Source organism: Rhodococcus sp. Leaf278 (assembly GCF_001426085.1).
Classification (GTDB): domain Bacteria; phylum Actinomycetota; class Actinomycetes; order Mycobacteriales; family Mycobacteriaceae; genus Rhodococcoides.
This window is the reverse complement of the sequence record NZ_LMRR01000044.1, coordinates 82354-97052: the sequence shown is the minus strand read 5'-3', so window position 1 is coordinate 97052 and position 14699 is coordinate 82354. Positions and strand designations below refer to the sequence as shown.

Here is a 14699-nt window from a genome sequence, read left to right as displayed (position 1 = left end):
ACCGAGCGCCGGATGTCCTGTTCATCAGGTTAACGCCGAGCGACGCGAATCCAGAAACAGGGTGTTGTCCGATTGGTCACAAGACCGATTCAGATTGGGAAAGATCTGCGCAAGAAGCCCTCGAGCAGGGGCGATACCGCGTCCCCGCTTTCTCGCTACAGCTCTCCTGATTCGGACATTTCGCCCCGACCAATACCGTTCGCTTCGCGAAAAATCTCCCAGCTTCGGTAGTGGCCGTCACGTCCGAAGGCGGTGAACTTGTCTGTCACACCGTCCCCGTCGACGTCGGTCGCCACCGTGATCCCGGCATCGGTATGCCGCACGGTGGTCTCGTAGTGACCGTCGCCGTCGAGATCCAAGAGGTCAGCCGCGACGACGGGCGCGTCCGCATCGAACTCGTGTTGCGCCACGTCATCCGTGGGAACTACTTCCGCCGCGAAGCCATCCACCGCGATCATCGACACCCCTCACCTGGTTCGACCGACACTGCACCTACTGACTCCGACGCACGGACGCAACGATCGGTTCCACCGGGCCGCGGAATCGCTCCAGCCCCCGTTCGAGTGCAGAGAGATCGCGATCGCACGCCGACAGCAACGCCGACCGGTGGTCGGCGAGCCTGCGCAGTTCGGCATCCACCTCGGCGATATCTCCGTCGATGCGGGCCGCAGCCTCCCGGTCCGCGACCGCGACGGCGGCCGCGAGAGCGGACTCGGCTTCGAGAATGCGCGAGAGCAGCCGCTGCTCCACCACGGATTTCACCCGGGCCAGGCATTCCTGCGTCCAGCTCCGCAGGTGTGCCCGATCCGACACCAACGCTCTCGACCGCGTCAACCACCATGCGAGCGCTCCGCCCAGAACAAGGGTGATCACGGTGTTGGCCACTGCCCACGCCTGCACCAGCGCCATCGGAGAGACGATCAGGCGTCCGAGGCCGACACCCGCCGATGCCCCGACCACGATCATGATGGCGTCCTCGATACCGCGACGCCGAGACGGTGCCCCGATGTCGAGCGATGCGTCCTCGGCGCTCGCCTGAGCCACCGTCGGGACGAGCCCCAGGTCGGACTCCACCGCTCGCAGTCCCGCGGTCAGCGCGGCGTCGGCTCGACTCTGCGCACCTCGCGCCGACTCGGCGACGTGCGCGGGCAGGTGATTCAGCTCGGCCCGTCGGGCCCCGTCGATCGACCGCCTCACCTCGACGCCCAGTTCGCGAAGGTCCTCGGCGGCGGCATGGAGCAACTCCACCCGGACCCGCTGAATCCGATTGTGCAACAGCGCACGTCGATCACCACCGAGGTTCTCTCGTTCGCCGATCAGCGCGGCGCGTCGCGCTCGAAGAGGGACGGAATCGCTTCCCCCGGTCACGTCGCGAGCTCTCGCCACGATCGACGCTCTGGCCCCGGCAGCGCAGTCATGCACCGCCGCAGCGTATTTGCGCCGCGCCCCGAGTGCCGTGGCGTCCAGCAGCAGCACGCCGAGCCGGTCCGTCACCGCCCCGAGGCCCGATTCGACACACAGTGCCGCGTCGCCGGTGTCCCTCCCCACCCGCGCCAGCCGGACCGAGATCGGGTGAAACGTGCACTCCACCGCTCGCGGAACGCGCTCGGCAACCAGGTCACTGTCGGCTATCACCACCTCGCGCCAATGCCTGTGCACGTCGATCTTGTTCACCACGAACACCACCGGCGTGGATTCGAGTGCCCCTCGCCAGCGCTCGATTTCGAAGCGACCGACCGGAGCCGACGCGTCGACGACGATCACCACGACGGCTGCGTCGGCCACCGAATCCGAGAATTCAATGCCACCGAGCCGCGACAGCTCACGCCGCAGCTCCGACTTGCCCGATCCGGCCGTGCCGGTGAGGTGCACCCCGGCGGGTCGGCTCTCGCGCGCCTGTGCGATCCGGTCGAGGGCATCCGAGTTCCAGCGCCGGAGAACGCTTTTCATGTCCTCGGACAGTGGCATCACTTGTGCAGCATCCGCACGTAGCCCCGACACAACGCGAGTGCCGACCGACGCACTTCCGACTCCTCGGCCGCAGCCGCGCGCTGCTTCCACAGGGCTGCCTGCTCCACTACGGCCTGCTCCGAACCGGTCTCGATCGGCACCCCCAAATGCATTGCAGCGCAACGCATATCCGCAGCCACGGCTTCATCCGAGGCGAGGTACGACTCGACGGCCCCGCGCACCTGCCGATACCGCGCACAGATCTGCTGCAGGCTCCGGTGCAGGTCTGCGTCGCGGCCCGCCGCGGCCGTCGACACCGCCGTCGACACCGAGGCCGTCACCTCGTCGACACCGGTGACCTCGGCCAGCGCACGCAGCGCATCACCGTCGGACAGAGCGGTTCGCTGCCGCAGCACGTCGATCAGCAGAGCCACGCCGCGCAGTTCGATGCACTCGATCAGAGCCTCCCGGCGACGCGTCGAGACGGCGATGTCGGCCGCGAGAAAGCGGTCCACGGTCAACAGGTCTGCCGGGCCGACGTCGCTCGCAGCGACGGCGCGAGCGTCGGGCATGACGAGCGAGGCCCCGGACGGCCCAGTGCCACGCAATCCCGCTGCGGTCGCACCCATCACCGGCAGTACCGTCCGCACGAGCTGTCGGGAGGCCGCCGCTGCGGATGCCGCTGGATCGTCGAGGGTGTCCGCCTTGGTGAGCACCACGACGGTTCCGTTCGGCATCCCGCCGGGATCAGAAGCCAAGAACTCTGTGTCGACCGGCGACACCGCGCCTGCGATCACATAGACGAGCACGTCGAAATCCGTGCCGTCGACGCCGCTGTCTTCGCGCACCCGCACCTCGAGGCCGTCCGCGTCGAGGCGCGTCGACTCGACGATCGCGACAATTGCGGATTTGCCCACTCCGGTTCGACCCGTCACGCGCACGATCACCGGCCGCAGGCGATCCTGCAGCGCGGTGTCGACGGCCTTGCGGGCGTCATCGCTCACCGGTACCCCGCACGAGCTCGCCGCGGTGCGGTCACGCAGTCGGCCGAAACTCGCCACGCCCATGTTCGATCCCCCCAGAACGACCGCCGTCTGCCCCTGACGCGGCGTACAGCCCCCTGCTGCGGCACCGATTCTGGCACATCGGTGAGCCGTACGACCCGCCCCGGAGAATTGCACCGATGTAATTAGTCGCGAACTTCTTGCCCCTGATCAGCGGTAGGACGCCAAGTCTCAACTTCAACTCGAGACCCACGTGTCACACGGCCCGTCGATGCGCGACAATGGACCCGTGAACGAGTCTCAGGACACCTCTGTCGACACCGAGGAGAACGCAGCGCGGACCCACGAACGGGGCTCGCGGCTGTACCCACGAGTGACGAGCTTCCGCTCTCGGCGTGGAGCGCTGACCGAGGCTCAGCAGACCACCTGGGACAGCCTGTGGCCGCGCATCGGCCGCGATGTCGCCGACGAGCAGATCGACATCGACGCCTGGTTCGGCCGCAGCGGACCGGCAATTCTCGAAATCGGGTCGGGTACCGGCACGGCCACCACGGCGATGGCCTCGGCCGAGCCGCACGTCAACCTCATGGCCGTCGAGGTCTACCGCCCCGGCCTGGCACAGACGCTGCAACAAATCGAACGAGAAGGCATCGAGAACATTCGGCTGCTTCGCGGTGACGCGATGGACGTGCTCGAGAACATGCTCTCGTCGGAGTCGTTGACCGGAGTCCGGGTCTTCTTTCCCGATCCCTGGCCCAAGGTTCGCCACCACAAGCGTCGACTGCTGCAGGGGCCGACCTTCGCAATGATCGCGGATCGACTGAAGCCGGGCGGCGTTCTGCACGTGGCCACCGACCATGCCGAATACGCTGAGTGGATTGCCGAGGCCGGGAACGCCGAACCCGGTTTGACCGTTCTCGATTGGGAATCGCCCATGACGCACGAGCGGCCGGTGACCAAGTTCGAGGGCAAGGCACAGCTGGTCGGCAGTTCGGTGACGGAATTGATCTGGGGAAAGAAGACAGCATGAGCGTCAGTACGGACATGCGCGACACCGTGGTCAACCCCTCAGAACTCGGCGCAATCGGTGAATCGCGCCACAGCAAGCGAGTCCTGCTGGTCTGGGACGCGCCCAACCTGGACATGGGACTCGGTGCAATTCTGGGTGGCAGACCCACCGCCGCCTACCGTCCACGGTTCGATGCGCTGGGCCGTTGGCTGCTCAGCCGCACCGCGGAACTCTCCACCTCAGGCACCGCGACTCTCGAACCCGAGGCGACGGTATTCACCAATATTGCTCCCGGTAGCGCCGATGTCGTCCGACCCTGGGTCGAAGCATTGCGTAACGTGGGGTTCGCGGTGTTCGCCAAGCCCAAGGTCGACGAAGACAGCGATGTCGACGCCGACATGCTCGACCACATCGATTCTCGCAACCGTGACGGCGGCCTCGCCGGAGTCATGGTCGCGTCCGCCGACGGTCAAGCGTTCAAGGGCCCACTGGAGGCCATCGCAGCAACCGGAGTGCCGGTCCAGGTACTGGGCTTCCGGGAGCACGCAAGCTGGGCTGTCACGTCGGACATCCTGGAATTTCTCGATCTCGAGGATATTCCGGGCGTCTTCCGTGAGCCACTGCCACGGGTGAGTCTCGATTCCCTCCCCGACGAGGGCGCGTGGCTGCAGCCCTTCCGACCGCTGTCCGCCCTGCTCGTCGGGCGCCAAGGAGTTTCTTAAGTGTTCGCCAGATGGGGAGACATCGTCTACCGGCTGCGGTACACCGTTATCGGTGTCATGGTTGCCGGGCTGTTGGGCTTCGCAGCCTACGGTCTCGATCTCAACAGCCATCTCAGTCAGAGCGGTTGGGACGATCCGACCTCGGAATCGGCCCAGGCTGCCCGTCTGGCGGACACCACGTTCGGTCGCGACAAGCAGGGTGACGTCATCGTCCTCTACACCGCGCCCGACGGCTCGACCATCGACGATCCGGCGTTCCAGTCGGCGATAACCGACAACTTGAACTCTCTGGTTGCCGACCATCCGGACCAGATCGAGAAGATCAACGGCACCTACTTCCCCGGGACGGGTGCGCCGAACCTCGCCGCGCTCGGAACCACCGACAAGCAACACGCCATTGCCAGCATTGCGATCAAAGGTGCCAACGACACCGAACTGACGAACAACTATCAGGCCGTCAAGGACGTCTTCTACATAGACGGCGTCGACGTACAGGTCACCGGCCTACAGGCAGTCGCCGGCGCACTGCAGTCGACCATGGCCGGCGACATCCACCGCATGGAGCTGCTGGCGATCCCCGCCGTCGCGGTGCTGCTGTTTTTCATCTTCGGTGGCGTCGTCGCAGCCGCACTTCCGCTGATCATCGGTGGCCTCACGGTCGTCGGAGCCAACGGCATCGTGAAGGTGTTCACCAACTTCACCGAGGTCAACTCGTTCGTTGCACCCGTGGTCTCGCTCGTCGGCCTCGGCCTGGCCATCGACTACGGGCTGTTCATCGTGTCGAGATTCCGAGAAGAACTGGGCGACGGCTATTCGACGCCACAGGCCGTGCGCCGCACCGTCATGACGGCCGGTCGCACCGTGGTGTTCTCCGCGACGATGATCGTTGCGTCCCTCGGTGGGCTGCTCCTGTTCCCGCAGGGCTTCCTGAAGTCGGTGGCCTACGGCTCCATCGCCACCGTCGCACTCGCCGCCCTGACGGCCATCACGATCCTGCCCGCCATGCTTGCGATCCTCGGCCCACGCGTGGACGCGCTGGGTCTGAAGTTCATGCGCAAGACCAAGTCGAGCGAGGAAATCGAGAACGGCATGTGGGGCCGCCTCACCCGCTGGGTGATGCGCAATCCGGTCAAGGTCACCGTGCCCATCGTGCTCGGCCTGGTGCTGCTGACGCTGCCCGTCGGCAACATCAAATTCGGTGGCATCAACGAGACCTACCTTCCTCCCGACAACGTCACCCGCGAAGCGCAGGGTGAGTTCGACACGCTGTTCCCGGGTCAGCGCACCGAGCCGATCAAACTCGTGATCAGCAATGCGCAGGGGCCGAACCTCGCCGCGATCACCACTCAGGCCAACAACGCTCCCGGACTGGTCGAGCCGTTCTCCCCGGTCGGTGCCAGCAAGGACGGCATCATCGTCTTCAAGGCCGGACTGGTCGATCGCAACGATTCCAAGCCCGCAATCGACTTCCTCCGCAGCATCGACGTGCCGGACGGAGCGTCGATGCTCGTCGGCGGCACACCTGCGATCGAGCAGGACTCGATCAGTGCGCTCATCGACAAACTGCCACTGATGGCCGTCCTGGTCGTGTTCATCGTGACGCTGCTGATGTTCCTGACGTTCGGATCGTTGGTGTTGCCGATCAAGGCGGTGCTCATGACCGTCCTCGGGCTCGGTGCCACCATGGGCATTCTGACGTGGATATTCATCGACGGTAACGGTGCGGGGCTGATGAATTTCACCCCTGGTCCGATCATGGCTCCCGTGTTGGTGCTGATCATCTCGATTGTGTTCGGCCTGTCCACCGACTACGAGGTATTCCTCCTCTCCCGCATGGTCGAGGCTCGCGAAAAGGGTGCCAGCACAAGCGAAGCCATCCGCATCGGAACCTCACATACCGGACGCATCATCACCGCCGCGGCCCTGATTCTCATCGTCGTGACCGGAGCGTTCGCATTCTCCGATCTGGTGATGATGAAGTACATCGCCTACGGCATGATCGCTGCCCTCATCATCGACGCCACCCTTATCCGCATGTTCCTCGTGCCCGCCACGATGAAGCTGCTCGGTGACGATTGCTGGTGGGCTCCGCAGTGGATGAAGCGAATTCAGCGCAAGCTCGGACTCGGCGAGACCATCCTCGAAGACGAACTCCTGCCCATTGCCGACGTGCCGGAGCTCGCCCTCGCCGGGGGTGCACCGTCCACCACGGTCGCGCCACCGCTTCGTCCGGCACCGCGCCGGAGCGAACCGCTCACCGAGCCCATTCCTGTTGTTGCGCCGCACGGTTCGGGCCCCATCCGGGCGACCCACGCCGCGAAGGAAGAGTCCAGGCGCAGTGTGACGGGACGGCCCGCGACACCACCCGAGCCGACCCGCGACACTCAGGCCACTCCCCCGGCGCAGCAGGCCCCGAGGTCTGCCCCGAGTCAGCCGGCAGCGCCCCGTCCACGTCCGACCGTCGAGCCACGACCGACCGTCGAGCCGGAACCGACCCAGGCCGCCGAGGTGGTTCGTCCTGCTCCGCCGGCCGAGCCGCCACGCGCACCGAGTGCCCCGCGCCCGCCGGTCACACCGCCCAGCCGATCCCGCCCGGCTCGCGCACCTCGAGCCGAAGAACCGGATTCACGGTCCATCGAGAGCTGGCTGGCCGATCTGCGAGCGCCCAGCGCATCGCCCCCGAGTCGGCCGAGTACGCCCGTCAACGGTTCGAGCCGAAACGGTCACGGCGAGAACGGCTCGACCCGCAACGGTCATGGAGCAAACGGGTCCGCGCAGAACGGGTCCGGTCAGAATGGATCCGCGCAGAACGGATCCGGCCAGAATGGATCCACGCAGCACGGGTCCGGCCAGAACGGGTCCGGCGAGAGCCACTCGACCCGAAACGGCAACGGCAACGGCAACGGCAACGGCAACGGTACCGAGCGCAACGGCAGCAACGGCTACGAACACCGTGGATCCGAGCGCGACGGCTCCGAGCACACTGGGTCCGAACGCAACGGCACCAACGGCACCAACGGATCGGCGTCGAACGAGTCCGAGAAGCCGTCGGGTCGTCGGGCAGCACCCGCTGCCGACAACGGCGACAGTGGCCGTCATCGCGGCGGTGAGAACGGGCAGGTACTCAGTGTCAGCGAGTTGCTCGCGAGGGAACGCAACCGTTCACGCTGATGCTGCACCGCCGCGCAGGCGAGTAGACCCCTCTCTCCAACTCGTTGCGCAAGCTACACTCTCGCCCGTAGCGGGGGTCGTTGTTCACTCACGTGGCAACGACGCCGCGTGCACCGAGGGGGAGTTACACACACGTGTTCGTTCGATGGGGAATTTTCGTCCACCGTCTTCGGTACAGCGTTCTCGGGGTCATGGTTGCCGGGCTCGCGATCTTGGCGGCGTACGGCTGGGACCTACCGGAGCATCTGAGCCAGAGCGGATTCGACGATCCGACGTCGCAGTCGGCCGCGGCCAGCAATCTTGCGAACGAGACGTTCGGGCGTGACACCGAGGGCGATGTCGTCGTTCTCTACACCGCCCCCCAGGGCTCTGACATCGACGATCCGACGTTCGATGCGGCGATAGTCCAGAACCTCGACTCACTGGTTGCCGACCACCCCGACCGCATCGCGAAGATCAACGGCAGCTATTTCGGAACCAGGGAAGCACCCAGGCTCGCGGCACTCGGCACCGCCGACAAGCAGCACGCGATCGCCAGCATCGCCATCGTCGGGAGCAACGACACCGAACTGACCGAGAACTTCCAGGCCGTCCGGAATGCCTTCTACATCGACGGTATCGATGTGCAGGTCGCCGGGCAGCAGGCGGTGGCGGCCTCCCTGCAGTCGACGATGACCGACGACATCCATCGAATGGAGGTCCTCGCCATCCCCGCCGTCGCGGTGCTGCTGTTCTTCGTCTTCGGCGGCGTCGTAGCTGCTGCGCTTCCCCTCATCGTCGGTGCGCTGACGGTCATCGGGGCCAACGGCGTCGTGAAGCTGTTCACCCACGTCACCGAGGTCAACACCTTCGTCGCACCGGTGGTGTCGCTGGTGGGGCTCGGCTTGGCGATCGACTACGGCCTGTTCATCGTCTCCCGTTTCCGAGAGGAGCTGGGCGACGGCAGATCGACGCCCGATGCGGTGCGTCGAACAGTGATGACGGCCGGCCGCACGGTGGCGTTCTCCGCGACGATCATCGTCGCGTGCCTCGGTGGCCTGCTCCTGTTTCCGCACGGATTCCTGCGGTCGGTCGCCCTGGGTTCGATTGCGACGGTCGCTCTCGCGGCACTGAACGCGATCACCATCCTGCCGGCCATTCTGTCGATTCTCGGCCCGCGTATCGATGCCCTCGGCCTCGCGTTCATGCGCAAGACGAAGTCCTCGGAGGAGATCGAGAACGGCAGGTGGGGCAGGCTCACGCACTGGGTGATGCGCAATCCCATCAAGGTGGTCGTCACCATCGTTCTCGGACTGCTGGCCCTGACGGTGCCCATCGGCAATCTCGCGTTCGGCGGAATCAACGAAACCTATCTGCCACCGGACAATCCGACGCGAGTGGCGCAGGAACAATTCGACGAGTTGTTCCCCGGCCAGCGCACCGAGCCCCTCGAGCTGGTCATTCAGAACGCGCAGGGTGCCGCACTCGGAGCCATCACCACTCAGGCGAACAACGCCCCCGGTCTGATCGAGCAATTCACGCCCGTCGGTGCCAGCAAGAACGGCGTCATCGTGTTCAAGGCCGGGTTGATCGATCGGAACGACAGCGCGCCCGCCATCGAATTCCTCCGCAGCATCGACACTCCGGACGGCACCACGTTGCAGGTGACGGGAACGCCTGCGATCGAACGAGATTCGATCGATGCGATGGTCGACCGCCTACCTCTGATGGCGGTACTGGTCGTCATCGTCGTCACGGTGTTGATGTTCCTGACATTCGGATCGCTGGTGCTGCCCATCAAGGCGGTACTGATGACCACACTCGGACTCGGGTCCACGATGGGCATACTGACGTGGATATTCATCGACGGCCACGGAGCCGGGTGGATGAATTTCACACCCGGACCGATCATGGCGATGATTCTGTTGCTGATCGCGGCGATCGTCTTCGGACTCTCGACCGACTACGAGGTGTTCCTACTCTCCCGGATGGTCGAGGCACGGGAAAAAGGCTCCAGCACAAGCGAAGCCATCCATATCGGCAGTTCTCACACCGGACGCATCATCACTGCTGCAGCCTTGATCCTCATCGTCGTGACGGGGGCGTTCGCGTTCTCGGATCTGGTGATGATGAAGTACATCGCCTACGGCATGATCGCCGCTCTGATCATCGACGCGACCGTCATCCGCATGTTCCTGGTCCCTGCGACGATGAAACTGCTCGGGGACGCCAGCTGGTGGGCACCGGCGGGAATGAAGCGAATGCAGCGCAAGCTCGGACTCGGTGAAACGGTGCCCGAGGACTCCTGACGCACCTCCCCCACAACGCGTGAATGAACCACTGCACCGCCGAGACGTATGCAGCGGTCCATTCACGCAGCAGAGGTGGTCAGGAGGACACTGCCGCAGTCTCCCGATCGGCGAACACCTTGGCGTATCGGGTGCCCGCGATCAGCAGCAGCAGCCCGACTGCGATGAAGGCGATGACGCGGAACAGCCCGTCCAGCGCAACCAGATCGAACAGGAACAGTTTTGCGATGGCCGCCGCCGTCAGGGCAAGCCCGCCCACCAGTGCCGCATGGGCGTGCGTGACGCTACGCAACCCGAAGGCCAGGAGCGAGAAGGCTGCGATCATCCACTCGATGGTCGCGGCAGTGTGGCCGGCAGTGAATCCTGTTGCTTCGCCGCCTATTCCGATACCGAGGGTGACCGTTGCCGACGTCAGTCCGTAGAGGGCGAGTACACCGGAGACAATGGCGAGGGTTTGCATTCCGTCGTCGACCAGCTTCAACTCGGCGAGAACATAGGCGAAGGCGAAAGCCGTTGCTGCCAGCAGGATTCCGCCGATAACGATACCGGCACTGCCGATGGCGAAATCGGAGTCGAGCATGGCCTGGGGTGGGCTGACCGAGACGAACATCAGTGCACCGATCACGCCGAATCCACTACCGATCAGGTATGCCAATGTCGACCGAGCGCTGTGCGCCACGGCCAGCAGAGCGAGGGCGACAGCGAACAGCACGACCGGACGGATCTCGAGCGTCGTCGACTCGACAGCAGCCTGCAACGTGGCGAGGGCACCGATCACCGCGACCGTGATGCGAGCGTGTCCCGGCAACCAGCGCACCACAGCCACGATCGCCACTGCCGCAGCGGCAAGGACCAGCTGAAGGGTGACGGCGATGCCGCGGTCGAAGATGTCGACGGAGAGCAGGACCGGCAGCGCCGGCAGGGCGATCATCACGGTCGCCACCACATCGGAGACGTTGCGGCGCAACAGCTCCAGTGACATTCCAATACCGAGCACTGCCGTGAGCACGATGGCCAGGAGCAGCCAGTAATTATCGGTCGAGCCGTTCATGTCGGCAGTAGCGACCGCAGCCGACACCGCGCCGACGAGGGGAACGGTCCGAACAACCTGCAGGATCTGCCAATTCCGACCGATCTGGGCGGGGAAGCTCGCGACGTACGTGGCGATGAAGAATGCGATCAACGCGAGTGTGAGGCCATCGGTCAGTACCGGGCCGCACACCGCAACGCCGGCCAGAATCAATACTGCCATCGGCTGCGACTTCCATTGCACCGCCAGAGCTGTTCCGGCAGCAGCAATTCCGAGCGCAACGATCAGCCCGATCACGGGATCGAGCCAGCCGTACAGAACGGACGTCGCCAGCACGTCGAGGTACAGGCCCGCGATGCCGGTGGCAGCGAGAGCAATTCCGCCGACCCGTCCACCGGATCGCCCGAACACCCGAACTCCTGCGCCGATCAGCGCGAGGGAGAAGACGGCTCCGGCCGCGACCCGCAGCGGCGGACCGAACCACCCGGCCTGCGCCGCGAGCACCAACAGCATCACGACGCCGACGAGAGTGACGCCGGCCCCGGCGACGGCCAACAGACGACTGATGACCCCGTCGCGCTGCCACCAGGGTGCCCTCGGCGGGGCGGGCGGACGCGGCGCAACGACCGGCCCACGCGGCGGTGCGACCGGACCAGGGGCTGTCGGCTGAGTCCGACCGATCGGTTGGCCCGCCGGCTGTCCCATGGTTCGGTACAGCGGCTGACCGTAGTTCTGTGGCGGAAGCTGATGCGGCACGAGAGGCGGTGCATAGGACGCCGGAGAGGGAGCAGGCGCGGCAGGAGCCGGGCGAGCGGCACCGAGTTGTGACTGCAGGGTCTGCAGATCGACGGCCACCTGACGCATGTGGTCGCCCAGGGAATCGAATCGACTGGACAGTCGCGCGACGAGTTGCGGATCCAGCGCGGAGTTCTGGGGAGAAGTCATGGGTTAGATACTGCGAGCATCGCCGTCGAAAAGCGTGAGTAGTGCTACTCGGTTCGCTCGAGTAGAACAGCCGAACTTCTAGCCGAACATCCTGCGGATCGAACTGCCGAAGGGATGCTTCGCGGTCACCGAGCCCAAACGAACCTTGCCCGACACGACAAGATGCAGCGGGCCGTAGGGCGGGCCGGTGCGGACCTTGTTGGTGGCGCTGCCCGCGACCGTGTCGACACCGTTGAGGTCGACGGTCGCTTCGGTGGGCACGATCAGTGTCACGGTGCTGCAGTAGTCGTCGACGTGTATCTCGACCACCTGCGTCGACATGACGGCCTGGGTGAAGTCGAGCGTCACCGTGGACATGCGGGTGGAGACGCGCAGGCTCGGCGGTACGTTCCACGGCCCCTTGCGCGTGACGGTGGACATGGTGCCGCGCAGTGTGTCCGACGTTCCACTGCCGTGGCCCCAATGCTCCTGAACCACACGATGCGGAGTCGGCCCGGCGACAGGCTTTGCCGATGGGCGATGCTCCTCCGCGATCTGCATCCCGGGCAGATCGGCGAGTACGGAGTTCAGTTCACCGCGGGTCTTCGACGCCAGAGCGGTGTCCATTCGCTCGGTGAACTCACCGAGCGAGAGCATGCCCTGCCCCACGGCTCGCTGCAGCAATTGCCCGACGTGTTCACGTTCGGCATCGGACACTCGCAGATCCCTCGCCTCCATGCACTCAGGGTAGCGAAGATCTCAGGCTGCGCGACCGCCGAGAACCGACAGCATTCCGGTCACCGATGCGGGCCAGCCGAACTCCTCGGCACGCGACCTGGCGGCGATGCGCCGTCCGTCCACCGGCAGTTGGAGCACTCGCTCGATCTCCGCAGCGAACCCGTCGGCAGTGTTCTCGGAGGATCCACCGCAGTGTGGGGTGACGATCTGCGCCAGCGCAGAGGTCTCGGAGACGACGACGGGTGTGCCTGCTGCGAGAGATTCCAGCGCGGCGAGTCCGAACGTCTCGTGTGGACCGGGTGCCAGTGCGATGTCGGCCGAGGCGAGTAAGGATGCCACGGTCGACCGGCCGGTGACGAAGCCCAGGAAATCCACCGGGAGGCCCCGGGCGCGTCGTTCGAGGCCGGCCCGGCGGGGACCGTCACCGGCGATGACCAATCGTGCACGTATGCCCGAATCATTCAGTGCAGCCAATGAATCGATACTTCGCTCGACATGTTTCTCCACCGACAACCGGCCGCAGTGCACCAGCAGACGATCCGCGTTGCCCATCCATGCCGAGCGATCACCCACGTGCCGACGCCGCGGATGAAACAGGTCGAGATCCACCCCGAGGGGCACCCGATGCACGTTGCGGACCCCGATGCGCTCGAACTCCTGTTGCGCGAACTCGGTGGTACACACGACCGCGTCGTACTGCTCGGCGGTGCGCCGGTTGGCGAGGTCGGCAATGGGGCGAGCGCAGCGCATCGGCATCGTCTGAGCCAGCAGCCGGTCGAGGCGTTCGTGCGAGATCATCACGCTGCGTACGTCCCGCCGCGCGGCCCAGCTACCCATGCCGCGCAGCGTCAGCCGGTCCGATACCTCGATGACATCCGGCCGCAGCCCGGACGCCACCGCCGACACTCGACGCGGGTCGGCAACCCGGTAGCCGCCGGTACAGGGGATCTGCGGAGCGGGCACCTGAATGCGCACCACCCCCGAGGGCAGCAGTTCCTCGCTCCACTGCGCTCCCGGCACGATCAGCGTCACGTCATGGCCGCCCGCCACGTAACCCGAACCCAGCTGGTCGACGGCCGTCCGCAAACCGCCGGACCTCGGTCCGTAGAAGTTGGCCACCTGCACGATGTGCACCCGACCAGTCTTCCCACCCGAACGTCCGCCGGGCACCGCAGCGATGGACAGTGGCCGAACCCTCGCGAAATTTCTGTGTGGGGATCGCTACCAGCGGGTAGGCACATCGAATGCGAGTGACACTGCAATCCACCGGAAACGCCGCAGCGCCCGAGGTCTGGGAGCGCTACATGGAGCCGACGGCCTGGAAGACCTGGGCTCCCCAGATCATGGGCGTCGAATACCGCGGGGAGCGACTCACCGCGGACAGCACCGGTCGAGTGCTGGGGCCGCTGGGCTTACCGATCGACTTTCGGGTTCATGCGGTCGACGAGCACTCGTGGACGTGGGCATGGTCGGCGTGGTTTCAGAACCAGGCGATCGGCGTCGACCTGACGCACGGGGTCGTCTCGCGGCCGAGCGGAACCAGGGCCTGGCTGACGATCGACGGCCCGCTGCCCCTGGTCCTGCCGTACGTACCGGTCGCCAAGTTCGCACTCGGCAAATTGTGTGCGCAGTAGCGCTACTCGGAGCGCGTGACGGTCTTCTCGTCGGATTTGTCGGCGACGTCAGTCGGTTCGGGCGTCGGTAGGGAAGGCTCCTCACCCGATCCGTCGAGATGGCCGTCGAACTCGTCGATCGCCTCGTCGCGCTCGGCACCGGTCTGATCGCGGTCGGCGTCGACGCCTTTCGAGTGCTTCGCCGGGTCGACTGTGCTGTCCACTGCTTCGTTGTCGGTCATGAGGTCAA

Annotated in this window: 12 protein-coding genes; 5 read left to right on the top strand and 7 right to left on the bottom strand. The window is 65.6% G+C overall.

What is annotated here, in order from left to right; all coding sequences use genetic code 11:
• Window positions 1-155 precede the first annotated feature (155 nt).
• Genes ASG84_RS24855 through ASG84_RS24845 form a run of 3 tightly spaced genes read right to left on the bottom strand, consistent with a single transcriptional unit; the run spans window position 156 to window position 3017 of the window.
• Entirely contained in the window at window positions 156-458 is a 303-nt protein-coding gene (locus ASG84_RS24855; RefSeq protein ID WP_327213132.1) for a DUF6802 family protein, read from the bottom strand.
• Window positions 459-492: 34 nt separating this feature from the next.
• The gene (locus ASG84_RS24850) at window positions 493-1950 is read right to left on the bottom strand and encodes a hypothetical protein (RefSeq protein WP_156399699.1); all 1458 of its coding nucleotides are present in this window, start codon (window positions 1948-1950) and stop codon (window positions 493-495) included.
• A gap of 17 nt (window positions 1951-1967) precedes the next feature.
• Entirely contained in the window at window positions 1968-3017 is a 1050-nt protein-coding gene (locus ASG84_RS24845) for a hypothetical protein (protein ID WP_057479628.1), read from the bottom strand.
• A gap of 208 nt (window positions 3018-3225) precedes the next feature.
• On the opposite strand from ASG84_RS24845, the gene trmB reads away from it, so the two are divergent.
• The 4 genes from trmB (at window position 3226) to ASG84_RS24825 (ending at window position 10144) form a co-directional block, all read left to right on the top strand.
• Window positions 3226-3984 carry a tRNA (guanosine(46)-N7)-methyltransferase TrmB gene (gene trmB, locus ASG84_RS24840; protein ID WP_032377552.1) on the top strand — a complete coding sequence of 253 codons (759 nt, stop codon included), beginning with the start codon at window positions 3226-3228 and terminating at the stop codon, window positions 3982-3984.
• Between the two features lie 14 nt (window positions 3985-3998).
• Window positions 3999-4685, top strand: coding sequence for an NYN domain-containing protein (locus ASG84_RS24835; protein WP_235581850.1), 687 nt, complete (start codon window positions 3999-4001; stop codon window positions 4683-4685).
• Window positions 4686-7856, top strand: a complete 3171-nt coding sequence (locus ASG84_RS24830) for an MMPL family transporter (RefSeq protein ID WP_057479626.1) — start codon at window positions 4686-4688, stop codon at window positions 7854-7856.
• Window positions 7857-7990: 134 nt separating this feature from the next.
• The gene (locus tag ASG84_RS24825; RefSeq protein ID WP_057479625.1) at window positions 7991-10144 is read left to right on the top strand and encodes an MMPL family transporter; all 2154 of its coding nucleotides are present in this window, start codon (window positions 7991-7993) and stop codon (window positions 10142-10144) included.
• Between the two features lie 79 nt (window positions 10145-10223).
• Here the strand turns inward: ASG84_RS24825 and ASG84_RS24820 are convergent, their stop codons facing one another.
• From ASG84_RS24820 to ASG84_RS24810, 3 genes are all read right to left on the bottom strand, one after another.
• On the bottom strand, window positions 10224-12119 hold the full coding sequence (locus tag ASG84_RS24820) for a DUF2339 domain-containing protein (RefSeq protein ID WP_200936676.1): 1896 nt from the start codon (window positions 12117-12119) through the stop codon (window positions 10224-10226).
• Window positions 12120-12197: 78 nt separating this feature from the next.
• The gene (locus ASG84_RS24815) at window positions 12198-12836 is read right to left on the bottom strand and encodes a DUF1707 SHOCT-like domain-containing protein (protein WP_057479624.1); all 639 of its coding nucleotides are present in this window, start codon (window positions 12834-12836) and stop codon (window positions 12198-12200) included.
• A 21-nt stretch (window positions 12837-12857) separates the two neighbouring features.
• Window positions 12858-13970: a glycosyltransferase gene (locus ASG84_RS24810; protein WP_057479623.1), complete on the bottom strand. Its 1113-nt coding sequence runs from the start codon at window positions 13968-13970 to the stop codon at window positions 12858-12860.
• Window positions 13971-14080: 110 nt separating this feature from the next.
• Between ASG84_RS24810 and ASG84_RS24805 the strand changes: the two genes are divergently transcribed.
• Window positions 14081-14470: a hypothetical protein gene (locus ASG84_RS24805; RefSeq protein WP_057479622.1), complete on the top strand. Its 390-nt coding sequence runs from the start codon at window positions 14081-14083 to the stop codon at window positions 14468-14470.
• Between the two features lie 2 nt (window positions 14471-14472).
• On the opposite strand, the gene ASG84_RS24800 is transcribed toward ASG84_RS24805, so the two are convergent.
• Window positions 14473-14691, bottom strand: coding sequence for an autophagy-related protein 2 (locus ASG84_RS24800; protein ID WP_082521205.1), 219 nt, complete (start codon window positions 14689-14691; stop codon window positions 14473-14475).
• Window positions 14692-14699 lie beyond the last annotated feature (8 nt).

Excerpts from the sequence above, each read along its gene's own strand:
- ASG84_RS24855 (WP_327213132.1), bottom strand. The coding sequence starts at position 458 with ATGATCGCGGTGGATGGCTTCGCGGCGGAAGTAGTTCCCACGGATGAC.
- ASG84_RS24850 (WP_156399699.1), bottom strand. The coding sequence starts at position 1,950 with ATGAAAAGCGTTCTCCGGCGCTGGAACTCGGATGCCCTCGACCGGATC.
- ASG84_RS24845 (WP_057479628.1), bottom strand. The coding sequence starts at position 3,017 with ATGGGCGTGGCGAGTTTCGGCCGACTGCGTGACCGCACCGCGGCGAGC.
- trmB (WP_032377552.1), top strand. The coding sequence starts at position 3,226 with ATGCGCGACAATGGACCCGTGAACGAGTCTCAGGACACCTCTGTCGAC.
- ASG84_RS24835 (WP_235581850.1), top strand. The coding sequence starts at position 3,999 with ATGCGCGACACCGTGGTCAACCCCTCAGAACTCGGCGCAATCGGTGAA.
- ASG84_RS24820 (WP_200936676.1), bottom strand. The coding sequence starts at position 12,119 with ATGACTTCTCCCCAGAACTCCGCGCTGGATCCGCAACTCGTCGCGCGA.
- ASG84_RS24815 (WP_057479624.1), bottom strand. The coding sequence starts at position 12,836 with ATGGAGGCGAGGGATCTGCGAGTGTCCGATGCCGAACGTGAACACGTC.
- ASG84_RS24805 (WP_057479622.1), top strand. The coding sequence starts at position 14,081 with ATGCGAGTGACACTGCAATCCACCGGAAACGCCGCAGCGCCCGAGGTC.
- ASG84_RS24800 (WP_082521205.1), bottom strand. The coding sequence starts at position 14,691 with ATGACCGACAACGAAGCAGTGGACAGCACAGTCGACCCGGCGAAGCAC.